Source organism: Prevotella sp. HCN-7019 (genome assembly GCF_037890215.1).
Classification (GTDB): Bacteria; Bacteroidota; Bacteroidia; order Bacteroidales; family Bacteroidaceae; genus Prevotella.
This window is the reverse complement of the sequence record NZ_JBBKBO010000003.1, coordinates 178,108-203,079: the sequence shown is the minus strand read 5'-3', so window position 1 is coordinate 203,079 and position 24,972 is coordinate 178,108. Positions and strand designations below refer to the sequence as shown.

Here is a 24,972-nt window from a genome sequence, read left to right as displayed (position 1 = left end):
TTTACGGTCTTTCGTTTATAATAAATCCGGCCTTGCGCAGGTCGTTCCAGAAGTGTGGATATGATTTCGACACCACTTCCGGATTGTTTATATTGATGTCACCAGCCATGAGACTTGCCGGTGCCAGCGAGAGTGCCATGCGGTGATCTTCGTATGTGTCGAATGTCGGGCCGGATGGTTCGCAGCGTTGTCCGTCCCAGCATAGCGTGTCGTCGTTCTCGTTGGTGAGAGCTATACCAAGTTTGCGCAGTTCGTTCTTCAGCGCGCTTATGCGGTCGGTTTCCTTTATTCTGAGGCTCGCCAGTCCGGTGAAGCGGAATGGAATGTCTCTCATGGCGCATGTTACAACAACCGTTTGCGCAAGGTCGGGCGAACTGATGAAGTCGTAGTCGAGTCTTGGCAGCATGCAGGGCACCTTCTTAAGGGTGACGGTTGTGGCGCGTCCTTCCTCTTTCGACTCGAAGAGAGTTTTTATTCCGAGCAGCGAGAATATGTATTTCACCACAGAGTCGCCTTGTTTGGAGCCGTCGTAAAGACCGGTTAGTCTTATTGAGGACTCTTCGTCGCCGCACAGTGCAAGCATCTCATACCAGTAGGATGCCGCGCTCCAGTCGCTCTCTATTGTGTATGGGCGTTGTATGTAGGGCTTGGCGTTCACAGTGACAGTGTCCATCTCGCTCCAGTCGGCGTCTGCTCCGAATTCGCGCATCATCCAGAGCGTGAGATCAATGTACGGACGCGATACTATTTCGCCGGTCATCTTCAGTTCCAGTCCGTTGGTAAGAGCAGGACCGATCATAAGCAGAGCCGAGATATACTGCGAGCTTACATTGCCCGGTATCTCCACATGTCCACCGTCGAGCTGTCTGCCTCTGATGTGCAGTGGCGGGAAACCTTCCTCGCCCAGATACTCTATGTCGGCTCCGAGATAGCGCAGCGCATCAACGAGCGGACCTATTGGGCGGTGTTTCATGCGCTCGGTTCCGGTGATGGTATGTTCGCCTTGAGTAGCTGCGAAGTAGGCTGTGAGAAACCGCATGGCCGTTCCTGCTGCTTTGATATCAACCGTCTGCGGACGATGCTCCAGCGCGTGTAGTATCACCTCCGTATCGTCGCAGTCGGAAAGATTATCGGGCAGAGTGTCGCCTCCCGACAGGGCGTGTATTATCAGAGCGCGGTTGCTGATGCTTTTGGATGCAGGCAGCGCTATGGTAGTGTCTATTTGTTTTGGTGCGGATATGTTGTATTGCATATTGTTTGAGTTTGAAGAGTCAGGATTTCTTTTGGTACAAAGGTAACTAAAATATTTTGTCTGCCCAAAAATGTTAACTATGTATGACATGTGTTTGCATTTATATAACAAGCAGCTGATACTTTGTGTTTTTCTAAGACATATGAGGATGTAGTGGCTCCTGCTGTAGTATATAGGACCGTGGACGACATGTAACGGATATGGATGAAGGGTGGGGCTAAGCTGTATTGCGTTTGTATGAATATGCAGAAACTGTGAATAAATATTCATTATGTTTGGACGTCAACCCGACGAGAGTGTCGTCGGCGTGGATAAAAGGGTGTTTGGTTGCAAATACGCGAGTTTTGAGCTGCTTTACTAAATTACTGTCAGTCAATTATTTGGGTATTTCTGTAACGCGAAACGCCGGTGATGGCAGTGCGGAATGGCCTTTGTTTTGTCTCAAAACAGCCCGTTTCATGTGGCATTATGGTTCATTATGACGTGTGGAATGCTGCTTATTGTGGTGCGAAAAAGTCTTTGTTGCTATGCGACCGAAAAATTTTGAATGCAAAGTTGTATGGATATTTATATTTTATGTAATTAAAGACGTGATCTCGTTTCTATTTTTCAATTTTTTGTTGTCAAAATTTTTTACTGTCCGTATTGCATATTTATACATTTTTCGGTGCTGTAGTGGAATTGCGTGCAGTTATGTTAGGGCTTGTCAGGAAGGCGTGTTGACGTGGGCAATAGATGGTTCAGAGGGTGCGCTATATACAGAATGTGACGATTGTAAAAATTAGTTAAACATACGGTATTTGTCGCGGCATGTTTGCGTATTACAAATAAAAATGATTACCTTTGCAACGCTTTTGCAGAAACGGGATGTAGCGCAGTTGGTTAGCGTACACGTCTGGGGGGCGTGTGGTCGCTGGTTCGAGTCCAGTCATCCCGACTTTTTTTTACCATAATTCAGCTTATTGTTCATTTTCCTTAAACATACTCATCTCCGATAAATGGTTTTGCATAACGGAGCATGAATAAAAAACTTAATTTACAATGAAGAAACTGTTTTTAGCAATGTTTGTCACGGCGTTTGCGTTCAATGCATCGGCTATGCCTGCATCCGACAGCAACAACGGCAATGACGAACAGACAACCCTTGCTATCCGCAATCTTGAACGTTCGATGGAACTTGTGGATGGCGTGATTTCAAAGTGTTTTACAGGTGCCGGCATGAAAATGGAGATGAAGGACGTTTATGATCTCAAGCGTCATACCCACGAGGACGGAACGTCGGACGTATGGCCTTATACAGCTGTGATGGAGGCTGTGAATTCTATTCTTGAAGGCATAACAGCTCTGAAGGATGTTGCACCTGAGTTTTACGAACTTGATCGTGAAAAGTATGTGAATCTTCTGAACGACCTTTATTCATCAATAAGGTATTACGCAGGTAGCTATGAGCTTGTTTCTTATGCCCGCACAACAAAGTGGTATGACATCTACGGCGTACACCGTGGTGCAAGACCGGGTGAGGCTACAGTGACCGGCATCGAGAATGTTTATGATGACCAGATGTGGCTGGCACGCGAGTTCATCCGCGCTTACAAGAATACCGGTAAGGAAGTTTATAAAAAACGTGCCGAATATCTTATCGAGTATATTCTCGACGGATGGGATGTGTGTGTAGATTCACGCGGAAACGAGTACGGAGGTATCACTTGGGGACCCGGTTACAACTCAAAGCACGCCTGCAGCAACTCGCCGGTCATCTCGCCGTTGGTATGGCTCGCAGAGATGTATAAGGGCAGCGACGAGACAACCACACATTATTATGTGAACACAGACAACACACGTTCGTCGAAGACTGTGAACAAATATGAATATTATCTTGACTATGCCAAGAAGGTATACGCATGGCAGAAGGAACATCTTTATGATGAGAAGACCGGATGTTTCCACGACATGTGCGGTGGCGTTATCGGTGAAATACAGTATGAGGAAGTTGACGGTGTGAGATATCGCAAGCATGTCGATATAGGTGGTCCGGTCGGAACACAGTACACATACAACACAGGAACAATGCTTTGCGGTGCAGTTGACCTTTATCTTGCAACAGGCGATGAGTATTATCTCAACGAGGCAAAGGAGATAGCAACAGATTCTTACGAGCACTTCCGCGGCACACGCCAGACAATAAACGGTGAGACTTACTTCCCGTTCCCTTATGATACAGACGCTCTGAACGGTTTCAACGCATGGTTCAACAACGTTCTGCTCCGTGCATATGTTGATGCTGTGCCTTACGCAGAGTTCGAAAACCGTCTCGGTGCGAAAGACAACAATGCAAAGCGTGGTTGCGATAACTTCCAGGACAACCTTGACTATGCATATGACAACTATCTGCAGGATGGATTCCTTCCAAACAATCTGCTCGGCGGATGGGAATCGAACACCAAGACAAAGGCTTTCCATCAGGTTTCATACGCTGCTGAGTATGCAAAACTCGTGCAGTATTTGGTGAATACAGACGAGAGCACCGGTATCAAAAATTTTAATAAGGAGACTGCTGAGAAATACGTCAACGTGTATGCAGTTGACGGCCGTCAGGTGCGCAGCAATGTCTCCAGAGATAAAGCACTTGACGGACTGAAGAGCGGCATTTATGTCGTTGACGGTGAGAAGCATATTGTGAAATGACATGAAACACGGCTGACGGAGCAGCATGGATGCTCTGGTAATATGGATGTCTGTCCATTGTGCGGCCGGATAAGTATAGAGCGGGATGCGGAGTATCTGCATCCCGCTTTTCTTTTGTATGCACAGATGTGCTCGTTCTCGTATGTTGTGTATGTGCGGTAATATGTTGTTGGCAGTATTTGTTTCGCATTGTTTTACGCTTTCTGAAGACGATTGGACGTCACGTCATGGCTGATGTCATAAAATGTATCAAACTCTTGCATGATGATTATAAAATGCTTATTTTTGTAGTCTGCATTTTACTGTAACTCACGACAATCAACTTAATACATAAGGATATGAATATAAGCAAAAGAAACATTATGTTTACTGCTGCATTGTTCATGCTTGTGCAGATGTTCGCGCAGGGTCCGAACAACAGCGGTACTTATTATCAGCAGGCCGACGGAAAGAAAGGCAGTGCGCTGAAAACGGCACTCTGGTCGGTAATAAAGAGTCATACAGTGCGTTCGTATGATAATCTGTGGGATGATTTCAGAACTACCGACCGTCGCAGCGACGGCAAGGTATGGGACATGTATTCGAGTACGACAAACTATACTTTCGGTGCAGACCAGGCCGGAAGTTATGGTAAGGAGGGAGACGTTTACAACCGCGAGCATTCTTTCCCGAAAAGCTGGTTCAACGATGCATCTCCGATGTACACCGACTTGTTCCATCTCGTGCCTACTGACGGATATGTGAACGGACGCAGAAGCAATTATCCATTCGGCGAAACCAACGGAGAGAAGTATAAGTCGAACGGCGGATTCAGCAAGTTGGGTAAGTGTACAGTGTCCGGATATTCTGACATTGTGTTCGAACCAAACGATGAATATAAGGGCGATTTCGCGCGCATCTACTTCTACATGGCAACATGCTATGAGGACAAGATAAGCGGATGGAACAGCGATATGCTTGCCCATAACAAGTATCCGGCATATGCTGATTGGGTGGTAGATATGCTCCTGCGCTGGGCGAAGGAAGATCCGGTGAGCCAGAAGGAGATAGACCGCAACAATGCCGTGTATGGCATACAGCACAACCGTAACCCGTATGTAGACTATCCGGGACTGGAACAGTATGTATGGGGCACAATGACAGACATGGCTTTCAGCTATGACAACTACGTGGAACCGGAAGGAACGCCTGGCCCGGATCCTGATCCAGATCCGGAACCGACACCGACGGGAGCGACTTATGAGAAAATATCGTCCACAGATGATCTGCTTACGGGTTATAATTATCTGATTGTTTATGAGCAGAACGGTACTGATCAATCTGTAGCGATGGGCGATCAGAGTGGTGACATCAGAGGTTGTGCGGCAGTGACAGCTGCTGACGGCAAGGTGGTCATCGACGATGCCGACGCAAAGAATGTGCATGCACTCACACTGGAAGGAACAGCCGGTGCATACACCCTGCGTGATGTGAACAACGGAACATATCTTTCATATTCGGGTTCAAGCAATAAACTCTATTCTACGGCGAGCGTCACAGGCGACAACGAGCGTTGGGACATAACATTCAGTGGTGGCAACGCGATGATAGAGAATGCTGCGGTGAGTGGCCGTGTGATATATTATAATGTGTCGTCCCCGCGTTTTGCTTGCTACAAGAATGCTCAGGCGTATGTTGCTCTCTATCGCAGCACCACATCGACAGGCCTCGGTTCTGTCACGACAGACGATGCCGCACAGACTGTGCGTGTGTATAGCATCACCGGAGTTATGGTACGCGACGGTGTGCAGCGCAACGCAGCGCTTGTAGGATTGCCTAAGGGCGTATATATAATAGGTGACAGGAAATATGTCGTAAGATAAGCCTGAATAACCGTTAGAGGTCATGCCGCGGAGCTGTCTGATATGTAAGGACTCTCCGCGGCATGATTGTTTATCGGCCGTTGTGGAGATATAAATATGTGATTAATTGATAAATATTCCTAATGCTGTGTTGTGAAGATGTATAATTGTGCTATATTAGCCGTATGATGTTCTGCATTGTATCTTTGTGATGAGAGATGCGGAAGACATGATTGTTTAATTTTTATATTATTATGGTAATGAAAAAGATTGTTTTTCTGATAGCTGTTGTACTGACGCTGATGGCATGTGCCACTGGCAGGACAACGGAAGAGCAGCGCAAACAGAATCTGGCGCTGACGGCACAGAACGTGAGAAAAGCCCTGGACGACCGTTATTACACCATAGACATGACGTATATTCGTCCGCGACGTGTGTCAAGCCGTCATCTCGACGGAGGCTATTATCTCCACATTTCGGGCGATTCCATATATTCGTGTCTGCCCTATGTGGGCCGGGCGTATAATGTTCCTTACGGCGGAGGCGACGGACTGGACTTTGACGGAGTAATGCAGCAATATAATGAATCGCGCTCATCGGACGGTAAGGGCACTAAGATTGATATTATAGTCACCAATTCCGAAGACAGATATCAGTATCTGTTGTACGTCGCTGACGACGGCCATGCTACGCTCGATGTGTTTCCTGCGTCGCGCGAGGCTATCGCTTTCAATGGTATGATGAGTTTTGACAATTGACGGTCATGTTGATTATGAATTGTAATTATGCCGGTTTGTGGCGTTATGTATAATTTTTGCATATGTGCTTTATTGTATCATAATGTCACGGATTGTATATGTGTATAAGCTATTGAAATATATGCGGTTTGCAAATTGATAGAGAATGATGCTTATTTATTATGTTTTAAATTAAAAGAAGTGCTGTTTGTGACAATCGAAATCAGCCCTGAAATTAATTTTGAAATAACTTTAAAAAATAGTGTAAGTTACAATTTAAAAGTATAAATTTGCACCGTCAAAAAGCAGAAGACGGCAATTTTGCCTGCCGCGACAGCAGTAAATGTGTCTTCTCGAATCTCTTTTTGACCTCGTCAATCTCTCTCTAATTTGGAACAAACATACTCCAAACACTATGAATCAAAAAACAGAGTGAGGCATGTCTCGTGAGAAACGTGCCTCGCTTTGTTGTTTCATGGCGTAAAAACTCGCTGTCTGTGGAAATTCTGTGCGTCTTTGTTCGGAATTAATTATTGCCGCAGGATGATGAAACATTTCATGAAAATGCGCGGTTTTATGCACATCCGTTCACGTTAAGTTCACGTTGCTACAGTCGGTAAATCATCATCGCAAGAAGAGAGCATTATTCGCGTTTCTCTTCCCATGCCTTATATCGGCTTTTTTAAAGAAAACTCATGCGACGGACTTACAGTTTTTCTTGACTTTTTTTTGACAAAATAAAATCGCAAAAGAGATGTAAGGATATGTTAACTGCGGTACCAGAAAGGCCTGTTTCGGCCGTACGGCCTTGTGGTATACCCTATAGTGGAATACCGGATAATTAGTCTTGCGTTCCGTTTATGCCCATTTTAGCCTGTGATTTCTTCTGTTTTAGGGTGTGATATTGTGCGTTTCAGGCCCTGAAACGGGCAATATCGCATGCTGAAATGGTGCTTATTGCAGCATGAAAAAATGGATGTTAAACATAAGTTGTTGCTGTTCAGTAACTTATGTGAAGCTCTGATAATTCGCGTATTTGCGCCCGACGGAGAGCCGGTCCGCAAATTCTCGCTTATTTTTTGGGGTAGAACTGAAAACTCGGACGAAAAAATCGCGGGATACTGAAAATCTGAAAGTGCACTGGTTGCACTTTCTTTCTGCAGAGGAAAACAGCGCTACTCCCGGACTGATGCGGCTGATTTTCATTGAAGCCCGTCACCGTTGAATTTCTGCTGTGCTGAGTCAAAACTTGTTAAATGTCCGCCCTGCGGATAATTAATTGCTTTTATAAGTGTTATATATTTATACATCTATGCATGTTTGCAACCTTGCTATTAACTAACGATAACCATACATGAAAAGAAACTTGTTGTTTACGGCATGTCTTATGGTGGCATGTCTCACAGTGAATGCAGGCAACGACAATCCGTTGCCGGATTGGGCGTTTGGCGGTTTTGAGCGTCCTGAAGGTGTGAATCCTCTTATCAGACCGAAGGCTGAGAGCGTATTTCACTGTCCGATGAAGTCGGCCGATGTGAAATGGGAGCTGGCTGATACATTCAATCCGGCTGCCGTAGTGAAGGATGGGAAGATTTTTGTGTTGTACAGGGCTGAGGACAACCCTGCTGCGGGCATCGGCGGACGCACGTCAAGGATAGGTCTTGTAGAAACGTCCGACGGTCTGCACATAGACAAAAGGGAGGCGCTGCCTGTGATGTATCCTGATACGACACAGATATCACGCAAATATGAGTGGGACGGAGGATGCGAGGACCCGCGTGTTGTCGCTGCCAAGGTTGGTGGAAAGACGCTTTATGTGATGACATACACATCGTGGAATCATGACAAACCGAGGCTTTCCATTGCTACTTCGCGCGATCTCAGGACATGGAAAAAGCACGGACCGGCTTTTCTTCACGCATTGAACGGCCGATACGCGGACTTTGCCTGCAAGTCGGGATCTATACTTACGGAAATACGAAATGGGCGTCAGGTGGCTGCAAAAGTGTCTGTCGGTGGCAAGATGAAGTATCTTATGTATTGGGGAGAACAGTGGGTTTGTGCGGCCACATCGGACGATTTGGTGGAGTGGACACCATATACCGATGCGGAAGGAAATCTTATAAAGCTGGCTGAACCGCGCAAAGGATACTTCGACAGTATGCTTACTGAGTGTGGACCGCCTGCTATACTTACTTCAAAAGGAATTGTCTTGTTTTATAATGGCAAGAATGCAGGAGGAGAATCTGGCGATACCGATTATCCGTCGAACACCTATGCAGCCGGTCAGATGCTCTTTGACAAGGCCGATCCATTGAAATATCTCGACAGACTTGACAAGCCTTTCTTCCGTCCCATGACCGCCTTCGAGAAAAGCGGACAGTATGTAGCCGGTACGGTGTTTATCGAGGGACTCGTATATCACCGCTCAAAATGGTTCCTTTATTATGGTTGTGCCGACTCAATGGTGAGTGTTGCAGTGTACGATCCTGCTTCGCGCTCTGGTTTTGGCGATCCTGTCAAGGGTGTCACGGGTGCTGTTTCGCAATAGCGTATCCGGCATTCCGGCTGTCCATTCCGTTCTTACCATGAGGAGAATTGTTTGGTAATGCATGGCCGGAAAGCCCGTATGACTGACCAGAACTGCCTGTATGGCTTAGCGGCAAAGTACATCTGGTGAGGTGAAAGATATAATAAAATACTTCGGCGGACCTGTGTCTGAAATGTCAGAACAGGTCCGCCGAAGTATTTTTGTCAGTTTTCTATGAGAAGGTAAGGCCGTTTCCTGCCTTTTGTCATTCTATAATGAGTTCTACAGGACAGTGGTCGCTTCCGAAGATATCGTTGTGGATGAGAGCGTCGCGCATGCGTTCTTTCAGTCTGTCGGATATCAGGAAATAATCGATACGCCACCCGGCGTTCTTCTCTCTGGCCTTGAATCTGTATGACCACCATGAATATTTCACGGTGTCGGGATACTTGTTTCTGAATGTATCGACGAATCCTCTGTTGAGGAAGACTGTCATTTTCTCTCTTTCCTGGTCTGTGAAGCCGGCGTTCATCCTGTTTGTTTTAGGATTCTTAAGGTCGATCTCCTCATGTGCGACATTCAGGTCACCGCATATTATCACCGGTTTTCTTTCATCGAGAGCCTTTATATATGCCTGGAAATCGTCTTCCCATTTCATTCGGTAATCGAGGCGGCGCAGTCCGTCCTGAGAGTTCGGCGTATAGACAGTGACGAGAAAGAAATCTTCCATTTCGAGAGTGATGACACGTCCTTCATGGTCGTGTTCGTCAATGCCGATTCCATAGCTTACGCTCAAAGGCTTGTGCTTTGTGAAAATTGCCGTACCCGAATATCCTTTCTTGTCTGCATAGTTCCAGTAAGAATCGTATCCTTCAAACTTCAGATCGGTCTGTCCTTCCTGTAGCTTAGTCTCCTGCAGACAGAAAAAATCAGCATCAAGGGCTTTGAAAGAATCTTCAAAGCCCTTTGTAATGCATGCCCTGAGGCCGTTTACGTTCCAAGAAATGAACTTCATCGTTTATTCAATAATTGTTTGATGACCTTTTATTCCAAAGACAGTTCCTATTTCATGTTCTGTAGCGTCAACTGTCACCTTGTCAATTATGATATTGCCCTGGAACAGTTTGTCCTTCTTGTAGGCAACAGGATAATAGTAGTAGCCAGATGCATCAGTGATGTATTCTGCGAATGTAACTGTTACTCTATGTGATGAGCCGTTATAGTCAACATAGAATGTCATGTCTTTCTTCTTCGGAAGAATGGAGTACTGGAAGAACAGTGAGTTTGAAACTTCAAGCTTGAGATAAGGCACAACACTGGTGGTATAAGTCTGATTTGGCGCAGAGTCCAGTATTTCTTTAGACTTGTCCATGCTTGTGGTGTTGGTGACATAGAGTGCCAGTGGCTTGATAGGGAAGTTTTCGGTTGTCATATAACCTCTTGTCATTCCTTCTTTCTCTATTTTCCAGCTTATATCGAGTGAGTCTTCTCTGTCGATGGAAGGCTTTGTCGGGTCTATGTAGTATAATTTTCCGGTATAAGAGCCGAGTGCATTGTTTACGGCTTCGATTGAGTCGCTGAGTGATAATTCCGGATAAGGATTACCGGTATTTTCTGTTTCAAGACATGAAGAAACTGAGAATGCTGTTACAATGGATAAGAATAGTGCAACGGTAAAAGATTTTAAATTTTTCATATTGTTTATTTAATTTTTATTTTGGTATATAATATTATAATGCACGATGTGAATTTATCTTGCATGAAATATTATATTTTTTTTGATTCTCCTCTCAGAAGGTTCATGAATTCCTCTCTTGTCTTGGCCTGGTTGAACGCTCCGCTGAAGTCGCTTGTCGTTGTTATTGAGTTCTGTTTTTCCACTCCTCGCATCTGCATGCACATGTGTTTTGCCTCGATCACCACCATTACGCCGAGCGGATGCAATGTGCTCTGGATGCAATCTTTTATCTGTTGTGTAAGTCGTTCCTGAACCTGAAGCCTGTGACTGTATATGTCGACCACGCGTGCAATCTTGCTCAGTCCGGTGATATAGCCGTTAGGGATATATGCCACGTGCGCCTTTCCGTAGAACGGAAGCATGTGATGTTCGCACATAGAGAAGAAATCGATGTCCTTTACAATCACCATCTGGTTGTATTTCTCCTCAAACAGCGCGTCTGTAAGCACTTTATGCGGGTCTTGCGTATATCCGCGTGTGAGCACCTGCATGGCTTTTGCCACCCGCATGGGAGTTTTCTGAAGTCCGTCACGCTCGGTGTCTTCGCCGAGAAGCTGTAGTATATTCTTGTAGTTTGCTGCGAGTTCTTCGAGGCCCTCGCGGTATTCTGTTTCGGGATTCATTGTGTGATGTGTTTATCGTATATGCCTGTTGCCTTCATACACGACTTTATGAAATTACTTATTTAATAAGGTACAGTTATCTTTCCGCTTACGATGCACGCCTGTTTGTAGCCCATTTTCTGAATCTGGTGCAGTATGTTGTTGGCTTCTTCGAATGTTCTGAAGTTGCCGATACGGCATATCCATCTCGGAGAATAGAAGTGCACATAGACCGGCTGTTCGGGGAATGCCTGCTTGATATCGTTGCCTATGCGCTGTGCCTTTACTTTGTCGTTTCTTGAGTTGCCTCCGGCAAATACCTGAACTCTGTATCCGTCGACCTTATAGCTTTTGCGCATGACCTTCTTACGTGTGTCCACGACCGGACTTTCCGCTTCCTCATTCATGTCGTGAATACCTTCGGTTGCGGTTGTCTTTTCCGGTTGAGCGGCGTCTTTTTTGTGTTCTGTGCCACCGGAAGTCTTTTCGCTTTGCTTTACTGTTGCAGGAGGCGTATTGACGGAGAGTGTGTTGGCTTTGTTCACCAATTCGTCAATCTCTTTGCTTTGTGTCACCGTTACGTTACCCTGTCCGTTTCTTTTTTCCTGCAGGTGTTGCAGATAGGTCTGTGCGTTGCCCAGAGCTGCTACTGCAAATGTGAGAGTAAGGATTATGACGAATCGTTTCATCTTGTGTGTATGGGTTTTGTAAAATGGCGGCCCGGCACTGTGATTCGATGCCGGTCCGCCTGTTTTTTATTGATTCAGATTATTTCTTCCAAGCGTCGATGATGCCTTTGAAGTCAGCGGCTTTCAGAGAAGCGCCACCGATGAGTCCACCGTCGATGTCAGGTTTTGCGAACAGCTCAGGAGCATTGCTTGCCTTGCAGCTTCCGCCGTAGAGGATAGTTGTGTCCTCTGCTGTCTCGTTGCCGTATTTCTCAGCTACGATGCTGCGGATGTATGCGTGTATTTCTTCAGCCTGCTCAGCTGTAGCGGTCTTGCCTGTACCGATAGCCCAGATTGGCTCGTAAGCGATAATGATGTTCTTGAACTCTTCAGCGCTGAGGTTGAATACGCTGCCTTCGAGTTCAGCCTTTACAACTTCGTTTTGCTTGTTGGCCTCGCGCTCTTCGAGAGTTTCGCCGATGCAGAAGATGACTTTCAGTCCGTTCTTCAGTGCGAGGAGCACTTTCTCTTTCAGAATTTCCGGAGTCTCGTTGTAGTACTGACGTCTTTCAGAGTGTCCGAGGATTACATACTGTGCGCCAGTGCTCTTTACCATTTCGGCAGAAACTTCGCCAGTGTATGCACCTTTCTCCTTGTCTGCGCAGTTTTCAGCTCCCAGTCCGATAACGTCCTGATTGAGTACCTGTGCTACAGAAGCCAGATGTATGAACGGAGTGCAGATGATCACGCCGCAGTTTGGTTTTTCTGCGTTAAGTGTTTCGTTGAGCTCATTAGCCAGAGCAACGCCTTCTTGCAGGTTCATGTTCATTTTCCAGTTACCTGCTACAATTTTCTTTCTCATTTTTTTGTGTTTAAAGAGTTTGTATAACTTGTTTTTGTTGCGTTCTTTCTTTATCCACTTGGTCCATGCCCAAGTCCGGTCGGCGAGTGTGAGGAGAGCCAGAGGCAGAACGAACCACATCATTATTTCGAGTATTTTCGATGTTGTTGACGTCTGATCCATCTGTCCTATCTCAAGTTTCTCGAGCGGTTGGGTCATTTTTTCGGTGTCGGGCAGCATGTTGTGACTCCACTTTCTTATCACCTTACCGTCTTTCAGCAAGAGCAGTCCGGGATTGCTGCGTATTATTGTTTTGAGAGTTGTCTCGTCTGTTGTGCAGAACGGATATTCTGCTCCGGTGAGTTCCTGCCACCGTCTTATGGCTTTTCCGCCGCTGGCTGTGAGGCAGTAGAAAGGCACGTTGTGGTCCTGTGCGTATTCGTATATCTGATCGATGTTTCCGAAGTTGCTGTCATCGGCATACTCAAGCAGCGGAGATATGAGCAGGAATGTATAGCCCTTGTCGTCGAGCACCTGCTGCGTGATGTCCTCTCCTGTGGTGTTGAGTGTTATGGAGAAGTCGTGTATCGGCGGCACGTAGCCTGTTGCGGTCTGCACTGTCTTGCTGTCGACAAACTCCCAAGTGGAATCCGGATAGTTTTCGAGTGTGAATTCCTTGGTCACTCCGTTCTTCTTCAGTATGAATGTTGTCTCAAACTCAGGTTGTGGTGCGCCCTCGGGGATCTCCATACCTTTCTTTATGTCTGCTCCCACGTGATAGGGACGAAAATCGAATTTGGGCAGAGTGTAGAGGCTTATCAGGCTGGTGAGAAATACGAAGATGATGGTGTAGTTGATGACAATCCACTGGTTGGTCTTCGATATGAGTCTCGGCATCTCCATGGGACGTGCGGCGACGGTTGCGGCGCAGAGTGTCAGCACGATATTCTTGGCCAGAGTTTCGCCGTTGGTGAGCTTGAGTGCATCGCCGAAACATCCGCAGTCCTGCACCGGATTGTAGAAGAATATCCATACGGTGATGACCGTCATCACAATCATGAGTGCGAGAATGGTTCTTGAGATGACGCGGCGCTGTATGGCGAACAGCAGGAGTATGCCCAGCGTGAATTCGACTGCGGAGAGCATGACTGATGCTGACAACGTGAGCCAGTCGGGAAACACTCCGTAGAGCGACAGTGCTTCCAGATAGTCTTTTATTTTGTATTGTGTGCCGAGCGGATCGATGGCTTTCACGTATCCTGATAGAATGAAAGTCACCGACAGTACGAGCCGACACACGTTTGTGAGTATGATAGCTGCGTATCTCATTCTTTGTCTTCAGCCAGTTTTATCGCTCCGAACACAGCATAGTTGATGATGTCCATGTAGTTGGAGGCGATTCCTTCGGAGACGAGCGTCTCACCGTTGAGATCCTCTATCTCCTTGACGCGTTGTATTTTGGTCAGAATGAAGTCGGTGTAGCTGCTTACGCGCATTGAGCGCCACGCCTCGTCGTAGTCGTGGTTCTTTTTCAGCATGAGCTGCAGCGATTCGGCGGCATGCCGTTCGTAGAGGCGCAGGGCCTCGTCGGGGCTCATGTCTGTATGGTCGGCAAATCCCTGTTCGAGCTGTATCAGCCCTATGATGCCGTAGTTGATGAGTGCTATGAATTCCGGCCTTATGCCTTCGCCCACCAGTGATGTCTTCTTTATCTCGAGCGAGCGTATGCGTTTGGCTTTTATGTAGAGCTGGTCGGTGAGCGACGACGGCCGCAGCATGCGCCACGAAGCACCGTAGTCGTGCAGCTTGCCGGCGAAGAGGTCGTGGCATTCCTGCATGACGTGCTTGAATTGTTCTTCAGTTTTCGTTGTATTCATAACCGGCTACAAATATACTCATTTTATTCTTATGATACAAATAATTGCGGAAATGAAAACATTAAAAGGCGACAGCCGTTGTGCGCTTGGCTGTCTTGTGAGCGTTTCTCAAAGTTCTTTCTGACGCATGTGTATCATCTTGACCACTCCGCACATTGCTTCGTAGCGTGCCTTGAGCGAGTCGCGCTTCACACGCAGCAGGTTGGCCTTGCCCAGGTCGGTTTCGGCTTCAATCTTGCGCAGTGTCTCCTGTAGCATCACGTCGGTGCGTGCCACGTCTTCCTGTGCTATCTTCAGCGATGCGTTCTGCCATATCACGAGTGCTTTCTTGCGTGTTTCGACTGCCGAGGGGTAGGTGGTGCGCAGCGACACAATGGAGTCGAGCACTTCCTTGTAGCGTCCTTTCTCGTAGAGCGAATCTATCTTCGCAAGCATGGGTGCGGCCTTCTGGTCGTCGGATTCGGTGCATCCGGCGAACGTCACAATCAGCATTATGGTAAGAAGATACTTCATAAATTTCAGCCGCAAAAGTATAAAATAATTCATTAATGCACTGCCTGTGGGCTCAAGATTTTAATATCTTTATAATTTGCCGCGTTTTTTACGGCTTTTTTTTGATTTTTTTATTTCATGACGATGTTTTAGCGAGTTGTCAACTGTGCGGATGTAGAGGTATGGGGTAGTGGGTAGCTATGCGTTCCAACCGGTTTTCGTACGGCATGCAGATGTGGTGTCTGTGGATGGTATATGGGAGTTATATTAACATTTTTAAGTTAAAACGTATCGCGATTTTTCTTTGTGAGAATCTTGTATTCTGTGTTCAGAAACGTCGCAAAATCTGTTCGACAGACCGTCGAACCATGTGTCATCGGATGCTTTGCACGGAGTGAGATTATGGAAAAGCCCGTTTTAGGGTGCAATACAGTCTTTTTCATGGCATAATATCGCCTTTATTACAGCGTGAAATGGTCTTTATTGTATGCTCAGAAAGGCTTTTCTGTATTGCCGAAGATTTGTAATTGAAGATTGTGCTGATTGTAATGGCTTGATGGTCAGTGTGGTGCGTGGATATTTGAAAAATGGAGAATTTTGCCTTTGGGACGTGTTTCGTTACGCAGAACGAATTTCTGGGGTGCCAAATTTTAAGAATTGGACTTTTATGATTGTTCTATTACGCATAACGATATGAGTGTCTCCTGTTCCATGTTCTGTGTTTGACGGTCTGTTGCCCTGCACACGTATGTACGCAGGGTCGCAACTTTGTTGCGCAATGCTTCTCAATGTAAAATTTTTAAGTTAACTTTGCAGATTGTTATTGTTTTTATTATTTCGTAACAGACATTAAAACAAAAAGATTGAAATGAGGATATATTCTGATGCCGAACTGGCACAAATTCTTGACAAGGACATTTTTCACGAAATAGGCAATGCGGCCGACTCGCTGGGCATGGAGTGCTATGTTGTGGGCGGATATGTGCGCGACATATTCCTGGAGCGCCCGTCAAACGACATAGATGTAGTTGTGGTTGGCAGCGGCATACAGGTGGCCGACGCGCTGAAACAGCGTCTCGGACGCAAGGCGCATATTTCCGTGTTCCGCAATTTCGGCACAGCACAGGTGAAATACAAGGATATTGAGGTGGAATTTGTCGGTGCAAGGCGTGAGAGCTACAGCCACGACTCGCGCAAGCCTGTGGTGGAGGACGGTACGCTGGAGGACGACCAGAACCGTCGTGACTTCACCGTCAATGCTTTGGCTATCTGTCTCAACGAGGAACGTTTCGGAGAACTGGTCGATCCTTTTGACGGACTGGCTGATCTGGAGGACGGCATTCTTCGTACACCGCTCGATCCGGACATTACTTTCTCGGACGATCCTCTGCGCATGCTCCGTTGTGTAAGATTTTCGGCTCAGCTCAAGTTTCTCATCGATGAGGAGACATTTGATGCTCTTGAACGCAATGCTTCGCGCATGTCCATCGTGAGCGGTGAGCGTATATCCGACGAACTCAACAAGATTATGATGACCGATGCGCCCAGCCGCGGTCTAATGGAGCTGCACCGCAGTACTCTCATGTCGCAGCTATTGCCCGAACTCGTGGCTCTTGATGTAGTGGAGACGCGCAACGGCAAGGCTCATAAGAACAATTTTTATCATACGCTTGAGGTGGTGGACAACGTCAGTCGACAGGGTGCCGGCCTCTGGTTGAGATGGGCGGCGCTGCTGCATGATGTGGGCAAACCGCGCAGTAAGCGGTGGGATCCTGTGGCAGGATGGACCTTTCATAATCATAACTTCGTTGGTGCGAAGATGGTGCCGCAGATTTTCAGACGTCTCAAACTGCCGATGGATGCCAAGATGAAGTATGTGCAGAAGCTTGTCGATCTTCACATGCGTCCTATAGTCATTGCCGACGAGGAGGTGACCGACAGTGCAGTGCGACGTCTGCTGAACGATGCCGGCGACGATATTGACGACCTGATGACACTCTGTGAGGCCGACATAACGAGTCGTAACAGCATGCGTAAACAACGTTTTCTCGATAATTTCCGCATTGTACGCGAGAAGCTCGCCGATCTCAAGGAACGTGACTATAAGCGTCTTCTTCAGCCGTGTATCGATGGCAATGAGATTATGGAGATGTTCCACCTCCAGCCGTGTCCTCAGGTGGGAATTCTGAAGCAGACTCTCAAGGATGCTGTGCTCGACAATAAGGTACCCAATGAGCGCGAACCGTTGATGAAATTGCTTATGGAAAAAGCTCGGAGTATGCAGTTACTGTAGCCAAAAGTTGTTAAGGACAGAATAATTGTTGTTAAATTTGAGGACCGATTTATCCTATTTATAATTATTGTATTTAACTTTGCGCTCGAAAACTCCGGCATACATATGGAGTTTTCTCAATAGGACACAAAATTTGGGAGGATAACAGCGATGGTCAAAACCGATGATGTTGTCGATTGAATTTATGATTAAAGAAGAGAGAAAAATAATTTTTTATAGTGTTATAAATAGTATGAGAAAAATTAATTACTTACTGACGGCAGCTTTGGCCGCAGTTCTCGTTTCTTGTGGCGGAAATCAGGGTAAGCCTGGTTTTGGAGATAATGAATATGCCGTAAGAACAATCCAGGGCCAGAGTGCAAGTCTGCAAACAACCTACCCGGCAGTTATAAAGGGTGTTCAGGATGTTGAGATTCGTCCGAAAATTTCGGGCTTCATAACAAAAATGTGTGTTAAGGAAGGCCAGACCGTTAAGGCAGGACAGTTGCTCTTTGTCATAGACAACGTCACATACGCAGCAGCCGTACGTCAGGCCAAGGCAGCCGTTAATTCAGCCAAGGCTCAGCTCAATACTTCAAAACTGACTTATGAGAACAGTCAGAAGCTCTTCCAGAGCAACGTCATCGGTGATTACGAACTGCAGTCAGCCAAGAACTCGTATGAGTCAGCCGAAGCTGCACTGGCACAGGCACAGGCTAACTATGTTTCAGCAAAGCAGAATCTCGACTTCTGCTATATTAAGAGCCCGTCGGCCGGAGTTGTTGGCAATCTGCCTTATCGTGTAGGAGCGCTCGTAAGCTCTTCAAGTCAGGAGCCTCTTACGACAATTTCGAACATCAAGACAATGCAGGTTTATTTCTCAATGACAGAAAAAGACCTTCTCGACATGACAAGAACTTCTGGTGGTCTGCACGCTGCGATAAGCGATTATCCTGCTGTCAAACTGCAGCTTGCCGACGGAACGATGTATGCTCATCCTGGCCGTGTGGCTGCAGTGAGCGGAGTTATCGATTCGTCAACAGGTTCTGTTTCTATAAGAGCTGACTTCCCGAATCCGGAAAACCTGCTCAAGAGTGGTGGCTCTGGAAGCATCGTAGTGCCTCATGAAAGCACAAATGCTGTTATAATACCTCAGGATGCTGTTTCTGAAGTACAGGATCGCAACTTCGTTTATGTAGTAGGCAAGGACAACAAGGTGAAATATACTGAAGTATCTTTGAACGCTCAGAACGACGGAAAGAATTATATCATAACCAAAGGACTTAACATTGGCGACCGTATTGTTGTAAGCGGTATAAGCACACTGACTGACGGTATGCAGATCAAACCGCTCACAGAGGCTCAGTATGCAGAAAAGCTGAAGAAGACAACCGAACTGGGAGCAAGCCAGGGTGACCTCGGTGAACTCAAGAAGGCTTTGTCTAAGTAAGCCATGTAGGTTATACACATATTATAAAAAGGTAATGATAAATTAACAAAAATGAGATTAGATAATTTTATAAAGCGCCCGGTGCTGTCAACTGTTATTTCTATTTTGATAGTAATTCTGGGTCTTATAGGTCTGGTTTCACTGCCGATTGAACAGTATCCGGACATCGCACCGCCAACGGTTCAGGTGCGCGCCTATTATACAGGTGCAAATGCCGAGACCGTGATGAACTCTGTGCTCGCACCGCTGGAGGAACAGATCAATGGTGTAGAAGGTATGACATACATGACTTCTGCGGCAACAAATGAAGGTTCTGCAAGTATTACGGTGTATTTCAAGCAGGGCATGAATGCCGATATGGCACAGGTCAATGTTCAGAACCGTGTGTCTCAGGCATCTTCTTTGCTTCCGGCCGAAGTTACAAAGGCCGGTGTGACGGTTGAAAAGCGTCAGACTTCTACTGTGCTTCTTTTCGCACTTGTAGGCGATAAGACCCGTTACGACGAGCAGTTCCTTTCCAATTATGCCGATATCAACATCGTTCCGGCCATCAAGCGTGTTAACGGTGTGGGTGGATGTGAATCCATGGGTGCCAAGACTTACACCATGCGTCTGTGGCTCGACCCGATTAAGATGAAGAACTATAACCTCATGCCGAGTGACCTTTCAGGTATTCTGGCAGAGCAGAACATCGAAGCCGCTCCTGGTAAGTTCGGTGAATCTTCAGACAACCAGTACGAATATACTATCCGTTACAAAGGACGTCTGAAGACAGCTGAGGAATTCGGTAACATGATCATCACAAGCGACAAGAACGGCCAGACCATCCGTGTAAAGGATGTTGCACGTGTAGAGCTTGGTGGACTTTATTATTCGGTTATCTCAAGTGTTGACGGCGAGCCGGGTGTGATGCTTATGGTCACACAGACAGCAGGCTCAAACGCCACACAGATTGTGAAGGATGTAAAGAAAGAAATAGAAAATCAGAAGAAGAACTTCCCTCCTGGACTTGATGTCAAGTACATGCAGGACGTAACCGAGTTCCTCTATGCTTCTATCAATGACCTCTTGCATACACTTTTCGAGGCGTTCGTGCTTGTGTTCATCGTTGTTTACATCTTCTTGCAGGACTTCCGTTCGACACTTATTCCGTTGGTTGCTGTGCCTGTGTCACTTATCGGTACGTTCTTCTTCCTGTATGTATTTGGTTTCTCTTTGAACCTTCTTACACTCGCCGCGTTAGTGCTTGCCATCGCCATAGTCGTCGATGATGCCATTGTGGTGGTCGAGGCCGTGCACGCGAAACTTGACCTTGGATATAAATCTGCGCGTCAGGCATCTATCGATGCGATGAATGAGATTTCCGGAGCCATTATCTCCATTACTCTCGTTATGTCGGCAGTGTTCATTCCTGTGTCTTTCGTAGGAGGAACATCAGGAACGTTCTATAAGGAGTTCGGTATTACAATGGCCATTTCAATCGTCATTTCTGCACTGAACGCCCTTACGCTTTCACCGGCATTGTGTGCGATACTGCTTAAGCCGAAGAACGAGGATGGCAGCCCACGTAAGATGTCTTTTATCGACAGATTCCATGTTTCATTCAACGCGGTTTACGGAAAGGTACAGGATAAATATAGAAATGGTGTACGTAAACTTGTTGAACGTCCGGTCATCTCAATCATAGCTGTTGTGGTTGGTATTGTTGTCATGGCCATATTGGGTATGAATACAAAGAGTGGACTTGTGCCAAACGAGGATACCGGAACATTGTTCTGTACAGTGTCAACACCTCCGGGAACCAGTCTTGAGAAGACAAACGAGGTGATGAATAAAGTTGACTCTATGCTCGCAACCAATCCGGCAATCATGTCGCGTCTGCGTATCACTGGTTACAACTTCATCGCTGGTCAGGGATCTAACCAGGGAACATTCGTTATCAAGCTGAAACCGTTTGAGGAAAGACAGGCTGAGGAAGGTATTCTGAAATATATCGGAGTGCACAACGAAGGTTCTTCAATGGTACTTGCAATGATTTATAAACAGACTGCTGCCATAAAGGGTGCACAGATTCTGGCGTTCCAGCCACCTATGGTGCAAGGTTTCTCTGCAACCAACGACCTTACCTTCTCTATGCAGGACCGTACAGGTGGTGACGTGGATAAATTCTTCAAGGTGACACAGGACTTCCTCACAGAGCTCAATAAGCGTCCGGAGGTAAGCAATGCTATGACTTCATACAACTCAAAGTATCCTCAGTATCTTATCGATGTGGATGTTGCCAAGTGTAAGCAGAGTGGCATTGACCCTAACACAGTGCTCACCACCATGCAGGGATATTACGGAGGTTTGTATTCTTCGAACTTCAACTCATACGGAAAACTATACCGTGTGATGATTCAGGCAGAGCCTTCTGCACGTGCCGATCTGAAGAGTCTTAACAACATATATGTACGTACTTCAAGCGGTATGGCTCCTATCAATGAGTTTGTGAATATGAAGAAGGTTTATGGTCCGCAGGAGATTGACCGTTTCAACCTCTTCACTTCAATCAACGTTACAGCCGCTCCTGCTGACGGTTACGCTTCAGGAGACGTTATACGTGCCATTTCTGAGGTTGCAAGCTCTTCACTGCCATCAGGTTATACATACGAATTCTCTGGTCTGACACGTTCGGAGCAGGAGTCAAGCAATTCAACAATGCTTATCTTTGTTCTCTGTCTGACATTCGTATACTTGATTCTGAGTGCACAGTACGAAAGCTACCTGTTGCCTCTGTCTGTAATTCTCTCAATTCCGTTCGGACTTGCTGGTGCATTCCTCTTTACCAACATGTTTGGAAAGAATAACGATATTTACATGCAGATCGCTCTTATCATGCTTATCGGACTTCTCGCCAAGAACGCCATTCTTATCGTACAGTTCGCTCTTGAACGCCGTCGAACGGGTATGGCTCTGTCGTGGTCGGCCGTGCTCGGAGCTACCGCACGTCTCCGTCCTATTCTTATGACATCTTTGGCGATGATTATCGGACTTATACCTTTGCTCATGCCGATGGGTGTAGGATACAACGGAAACATGACACTTGGTGCTGCAGCCATTGGCGGTATGCTCATTGGTATGCTTTGTCAGATTATGGTTGTTCCGGCACTGTTCTACATCTTCCAGTATCTGCAGGAGAAAGTGAAACCGCTTGAGTTTGAAGATGATGCAGTATCGTCGGTTGACACAGAGCTGTTACAGTACATGCATCCGGTAGAAAAGCAGAAAAACGAAAAGTAAAAATGAAAAAGATTAATATATTGACATTGATTTCTGCAGCTGCTCTCATGAGCAGTTGCGGAATCTACAACAAGTATGAGCGTCCGGAAGTGAATACGACGGGGCTGGTGCGCGACGTCGCTTCGCCCACCGATACACTCGCTGTATCTGATACGACAAGCTTCGGCAATCTGCCATGGCGTAGCGTATTCACCGACCCTCAGTTGCAGACACTTATAGAACAAGGCCTTGAACACAACACCGATCTGCTCAATGCAGCTCTTAACGTGAAGATGGTGGAGGCACAGCTCACAGCTGCCAAACTTGCTTTTGTGCCTTCGTTCACATTCTCTCCACAGGGAACAATATCCTCATGGGATGGCAACAAGACCACAAAGACATATTCGCTGCCGGTACAGGCAAGCTGGAGTCTTGATCTCTTCGGCAATCTTCTGAATCAGAAGCGCAGTGCGCAAATGGCTCTTCTCGCAACTAAAGACTATCAACTCGTTGTGAAAACCAATCTCATCAGCAATATTGCTAACATGTATTACACTCTCCTCATGCTCGACGAACAGCTCATCATCGTCAATGACATGGCTGAACTGACAAAGGAGACATGGGACAAGATGAAAATACAGAAGGATTTGGGTAGTGTTAGAGAGACTGGTGTGCAGAGCGCTGAGAGTAACTATTACTCAGTGCTTGCACAGGCTGAGGATCTGAAACGTCAGATACGTGAGACCGAAAACTCACTCTCGCTTCTGCTCGGACAGCCGGCGCAGACTATTGCACGTGGCAAACTTGCCGATCAGTCACTACCTACAGAGTTCAGTACTGGTATTGCCCTGCAGATGCTGTCCAACCGTCCTGATGTTCACTATGCAGAAATGACTCTCGCACAGTGCTTCTACGATGTGCAGACAGCACGCTCACGCTTCTATCCTAATATTACAATCAGTGGTTCTGGAGCATTCACCAACAGTGCTGGAGGTGGTATTGTAAATCCTGGCAAATGGTTGCTCAGTGCAGTGGGAAGCCTCGTTCAGCCGATATTTATGAACGGACAGCTCGTTGCCGGATTGAAGGTAGCTAAAGCCCAGCAGGAGCAGGCCTACAACACATGGCAGAACGCCATACTCTCTGCAGGCAGTGAAGTGAGCAATGCGCTGGTGCTCTATAACTCGTCTGACGCGAAGAGCAAGCTTGAAGCCAAACAGGTGGAGAGCCTCGAGAAGAATGTGAAGTACACACAGGATTTGTTCCATCAGTCTAAGGGAACCACCTATCTTGAGATAATCACTGCCCAGCAGTCGCTGCTTAATGCACAGCTCGCCAAGGTGCAGGACGATTTCTATAAGATGCAGGCCGTTGTCAACCTCTATTATGCGTTGGGCGGAGGCCGAGACTAAATTAGCATGAGACGGACTTGAGCCTTTCCGGTCGCGCTACCGCTGGTAGCAGACCGTACAAGGACAGCCCGTCAGAATGTACAAATGTTTTATCTGAAAACAAAAACAAACATAATATGATTAGTCCAAAAGCAGAAATTGATCCTAAGGCGAAAATCGGAAAGAACGTCACGATATATCCTTTCGTATATATAGAAGGCGATGTCGAGATCGGCGACGACTGTGTCATTTTCCCTTACGTCAGTATAATGAACGGCACGCGTCTCGGTCGTGCCAATAAGGTGTTCCAGAATACGGTGCTCGGTGCAGAACCTCAAGACTTCAACTATTGCGGCGACAACTCTCAGCTTATTATAGGTGACGAGAATATCATACGTGAGAACGTTGTAATCAACCGTGCTACCTATTGCGACGGAAAGACTGTTATCGGCAACAAAAACTTTCTTATGGAGGGTGTACACGTGTCGCACGATACAAAGATCGGCAACGGTTGTGTGTTCGGATACGGTACTAAGATTGCCGGTGATTGCGAGATACACGACAACGTGATATTCTCTTCAAGTGTCATCGCCAATCCGGGAACCAGAGTAGGACGTTCATCCATGGTGCAGAGCGGATGTCGTTTCAGCAAGGATATACCTCCATATATCGTGGCAAGCGGCAACCCTGTGAGCTTCGGTGGTGTTAACTATACGGTGCTCAACAATTACGGACTGAACGAGAAGGTGCAGGCACATATTGCCAACGCCTATCGTCTGGTGTTCCACGGACAGACATCAGTGTTCGACGCCGTTATCCAGGTGAAAGAACAGGTTCCTGATGGAGAAGAGATACGCAACATCGTTGAGTTCATAAACGGAACAAAGCTCGGTATTATAGGAAAGATCTGAACAATGCATTATATTATCGATGCGCAATGGCGCGACGGCATACAGCCGCCGCGCCTTTTTTTATGTTCGGTCCACATCGGTGGAGCAGCGTGTTGGTCTGATGTTTTTTCAATGTGGAACATCGGTAGCAGAAAGTGAATGTTGGGCATAAACTGATGTTACTGTCTCCGACTTCTTTTGCATAAATACGCATTTCTGATGGCGAAATGTTTTTATATTTAATATCCGATAAATATAAATGTGGAATGTATACACGTGGTGAAAAACAGTGTATCGTATGCTTTTCTGACTGTTTTCAATTGGATGTTTTGTGCGAATTGTATGTTTTAGTATATGATTATGCTCTGTTCGCTTATAGTGGATGCTATGCTATTCATCCAAATATAATTTTTTGTGTTGCAGCATGGTGCTTATCACGGTGAGG

Annotated in this window: 17 protein-coding genes and 1 tRNA gene; 10 read left to right on the top strand and 8 right to left on the bottom strand. The window is 46.5% G+C overall.

Annotated elements, in window-relative coordinates; all coding sequences use genetic code 11:
- Nucleotide 1 precedes the first annotated feature (1 nt).
- Complete coding sequence (aroA, locus tag WKT13_RS05865; protein WP_340323222.1) at nt 2–1,252, bottom strand: 3-phosphoshikimate 1-carboxyvinyltransferase; 1,251 nt, start codon at nt 1,250–1,252, stop codon at nt 2–4.
- An 863-nt stretch (nt 1,253–2,115) separates the two neighbouring features.
- Between aroA and WKT13_RS05860 the strand changes: the two genes are divergently transcribed.
- The 5 genes from WKT13_RS05860 (at nt 2,116) to WKT13_RS05840 (ending at nt 9,066) form a co-directional block, all read left to right on the top strand.
- Nucleotides 2,116–2,189 (top strand) — tRNA-Pro (locus tag WKT13_RS05860).
- 104 nt (nt 2,190–2,293) lie between these two features.
- Complete coding sequence (locus WKT13_RS05855; RefSeq protein WP_340323221.1) at nt 2,294–3,937, top strand: glycoside hydrolase family 76 protein; 1,644 nt, start codon at nt 2,294–2,296, stop codon at nt 3,935–3,937.
- Nucleotides 3,938–4,275: 338 nt separating this feature from the next.
- On the top strand, nt 4,276–5,799 hold the full coding sequence (locus WKT13_RS05850; protein WP_340323220.1) for an HNH endonuclease signature motif containing protein: 1,524 nt from the start codon (nt 4,276–4,278) through the stop codon (nt 5,797–5,799).
- A 239-nt stretch (nt 5,800–6,038) separates the two neighbouring features.
- A complete protein-coding gene (locus WKT13_RS05845) occupies nt 6,039–6,536 on the top strand; it encodes a DUF4251 domain-containing protein (RefSeq protein ID WP_298619687.1) in 498 nt (165 codons plus the stop codon).
- A 1,333-nt stretch (nt 6,537–7,869) separates the two neighbouring features.
- Complete coding sequence (locus WKT13_RS05840) at nt 7,870–9,066, top strand: glycoside hydrolase family 130 protein (protein ID WP_445323583.1); 1,197 nt, start codon at nt 7,870–7,872, stop codon at nt 9,064–9,066.
- Between the two features lie 244 nt (nt 9,067–9,310).
- On the opposite strand, the gene WKT13_RS05835 is transcribed toward WKT13_RS05840, so the two are convergent.
- The 7 genes from WKT13_RS05835 to WKT13_RS05805 form a co-directional block, all read right to left on the bottom strand.
- Nucleotides 9,311–10,060: an exodeoxyribonuclease III gene (locus tag WKT13_RS05835; RefSeq protein WP_340323219.1), complete on the bottom strand. Its 750-nt coding sequence runs from the start codon at nt 10,058–10,060 to the stop codon at nt 9,311–9,313.
- 3 nt (nt 10,061–10,063) lie between these two features.
- The gene (locus WKT13_RS05830; RefSeq protein WP_340323218.1) at nt 10,064–10,741 is read right to left on the bottom strand and encodes a DUF4840 domain-containing protein; all 678 of its coding nucleotides are present in this window, start codon (nt 10,739–10,741) and stop codon (nt 10,064–10,066) included.
- A gap of 71 nt (nt 10,742–10,812) precedes the next feature.
- A complete protein-coding gene (folE, locus tag WKT13_RS05825) occupies nt 10,813–11,406 on the bottom strand; it encodes a GTP cyclohydrolase I FolE (RefSeq protein ID WP_298619694.1) in 594 nt (197 codons plus the stop codon).
- Nucleotides 11,407–11,468: 62 nt separating this feature from the next.
- Nucleotides 11,469–12,074, bottom strand: coding sequence for an SPOR domain-containing protein (locus tag WKT13_RS05820; RefSeq protein WP_298619697.1), 606 nt, complete (start codon nt 12,072–12,074; stop codon nt 11,469–11,471).
- A 79-nt stretch (nt 12,075–12,153) separates the two neighbouring features.
- Nucleotides 12,154–14,223 carry a BT_3928 family protein gene (locus tag WKT13_RS05815; protein WP_340323217.1) on the bottom strand — a complete coding sequence of 690 codons (2,070 nt, stop codon included), beginning with the start codon at nt 14,221–14,223 and terminating at the stop codon, nt 12,154–12,156.
- A complete protein-coding gene (locus tag WKT13_RS05810; protein ID WP_298619702.1) occupies nt 14,220–14,771 on the bottom strand; it encodes a DUF1599 domain-containing protein in 552 nt (183 codons plus the stop codon). The genes WKT13_RS05815 and WKT13_RS05810 overlap by 4 nt, the downstream gene beginning before the upstream one ends.
- A 108-nt stretch (nt 14,772–14,879) precedes the next feature.
- Entirely contained in the window at nt 14,880–15,284 is a 405-nt protein-coding gene (locus tag WKT13_RS05805; RefSeq protein ID WP_340323216.1) for a hypothetical protein, read from the bottom strand.
- A gap of 847 nt (nt 15,285–16,131) precedes the next feature.
- Between WKT13_RS05805 and WKT13_RS05800 the strand changes: the two genes are divergently transcribed.
- The 5 genes from WKT13_RS05800 to lpxA all read left to right on the top strand — a co-directional run bounded on the left by WKT13_RS05800 (nt 16,132) and on the right by lpxA (nt 24,548).
- Entirely contained in the window at nt 16,132–17,556 is a 1,425-nt protein-coding gene (locus tag WKT13_RS05800; protein WP_298619704.1) for a CCA tRNA nucleotidyltransferase, read from the top strand.
- Between the two features lie 232 nt (nt 17,557–17,788).
- Nucleotides 17,789–18,985 (top strand): efflux RND transporter periplasmic adaptor subunit, encoded by a 1,197-nt coding sequence (locus WKT13_RS05795; protein WP_294459654.1) that lies wholly within the window; start codon nt 17,789–17,791, stop codon nt 18,983–18,985.
- A 51-nt stretch (nt 18,986–19,036) separates the two neighbouring features.
- Nucleotides 19,037–22,267, top strand: coding sequence for an efflux RND transporter permease subunit (locus tag WKT13_RS05790; protein WP_294459656.1), 3,231 nt, complete (start codon nt 19,037–19,039; stop codon nt 22,265–22,267).
- 2 nt (nt 22,268–22,269) lie between these two features.
- The gene (locus tag WKT13_RS05785) at nt 22,270–23,658 is read left to right on the top strand and encodes an efflux transporter outer membrane subunit (protein ID WP_298619712.1); all 1,389 of its coding nucleotides are present in this window, start codon (nt 22,270–22,272) and stop codon (nt 23,656–23,658) included.
- Nucleotides 23,659–23,774: 116 nt separating this feature from the next.
- Nucleotides 23,775–24,548, top strand: coding sequence for an acyl-ACP--UDP-N-acetylglucosamine O-acyltransferase (gene lpxA, locus WKT13_RS05780; protein WP_340323215.1), 774 nt, complete (start codon nt 23,775–23,777; stop codon nt 24,546–24,548).
- Nucleotides 24,549–24,972 lie beyond the last annotated feature (424 nt).

Excerpts from the sequence above, each read along its gene's own strand:
- aroA (WP_340323222.1), bottom strand. The coding sequence starts at position 1,252 with ATGCAATACAACATATCCGCACCAAAACAAATAGACACTACCATAGCG.
- WKT13_RS05840 (WP_445323583.1), top strand. The coding sequence starts at position 7,870 with ATGAAAAGAAACTTGTTGTTTACGGCATGTCTTATGGTGGCATGTCTC.
- WKT13_RS05845 (WP_298619687.1), top strand. The coding sequence starts at position 6,039 with ATGAAAAAGATTGTTTTTCTGATAGCTGTTGTACTGACGCTGATGGCA.
- WKT13_RS05785 (WP_298619712.1), top strand. The coding sequence starts at position 22,270 with ATGAAAAAGATTAATATATTGACATTGATTTCTGCAGCTGCTCTCATG.
- WKT13_RS05830 (WP_340323218.1), bottom strand. The coding sequence starts at position 10,741 with ATGAAAAATTTAAAATCTTTTACCGTTGCACTATTCTTATCCATTGTA.
- WKT13_RS05810 (WP_298619702.1), bottom strand. The coding sequence starts at position 14,771 with ATGAATACAACGAAAACTGAAGAACAATTCAAGCACGTCATGCAGGAA.
- WKT13_RS05850 (WP_340323220.1), top strand. The coding sequence starts at position 4,276 with ATGAATATAAGCAAAAGAAACATTATGTTTACTGCTGCATTGTTCATG.
- WKT13_RS05790 (WP_294459656.1), top strand. The coding sequence starts at position 19,037 with ATGAGATTAGATAATTTTATAAAGCGCCCGGTGCTGTCAACTGTTATT.
- folE (WP_298619694.1), bottom strand. The coding sequence starts at position 11,406 with ATGAATCCCGAAACAGAATACCGCGAGGGCCTCGAAGAACTCGCAGCA.
- WKT13_RS05795 (WP_294459654.1), top strand. The coding sequence starts at position 17,789 with ATGAGAAAAATTAATTACTTACTGACGGCAGCTTTGGCCGCAGTTCTC.
- WKT13_RS05820 (WP_298619697.1), bottom strand. The coding sequence starts at position 12,074 with ATGAAACGATTCGTCATAATCCTTACTCTCACATTTGCAGTAGCAGCT.
- WKT13_RS05805 (WP_340323216.1), bottom strand. The coding sequence starts at position 15,284 with ATGAAGTATCTTCTTACCATAATGCTGATTGTGACGTTCGCCGGATGC.
- WKT13_RS05855 (WP_340323221.1), top strand. The coding sequence starts at position 2,294 with ATGAAGAAACTGTTTTTAGCAATGTTTGTCACGGCGTTTGCGTTCAAT.
- WKT13_RS05800 (WP_298619704.1), top strand. The coding sequence starts at position 16,132 with ATGAGGATATATTCTGATGCCGAACTGGCACAAATTCTTGACAAGGAC.
- lpxA (WP_340323215.1), top strand. The coding sequence starts at position 23,775 with ATGATTAGTCCAAAAGCAGAAATTGATCCTAAGGCGAAAATCGGAAAG.
- WKT13_RS05815 (WP_340323217.1), bottom strand. The coding sequence starts at position 14,223 with ATGAGATACGCAGCTATCATACTCACAAACGTGTGTCGGCTCGTACTG.
- WKT13_RS05835 (WP_340323219.1), bottom strand. The coding sequence starts at position 10,060 with ATGAAGTTCATTTCTTGGAACGTAAACGGCCTCAGGGCATGCATTACA.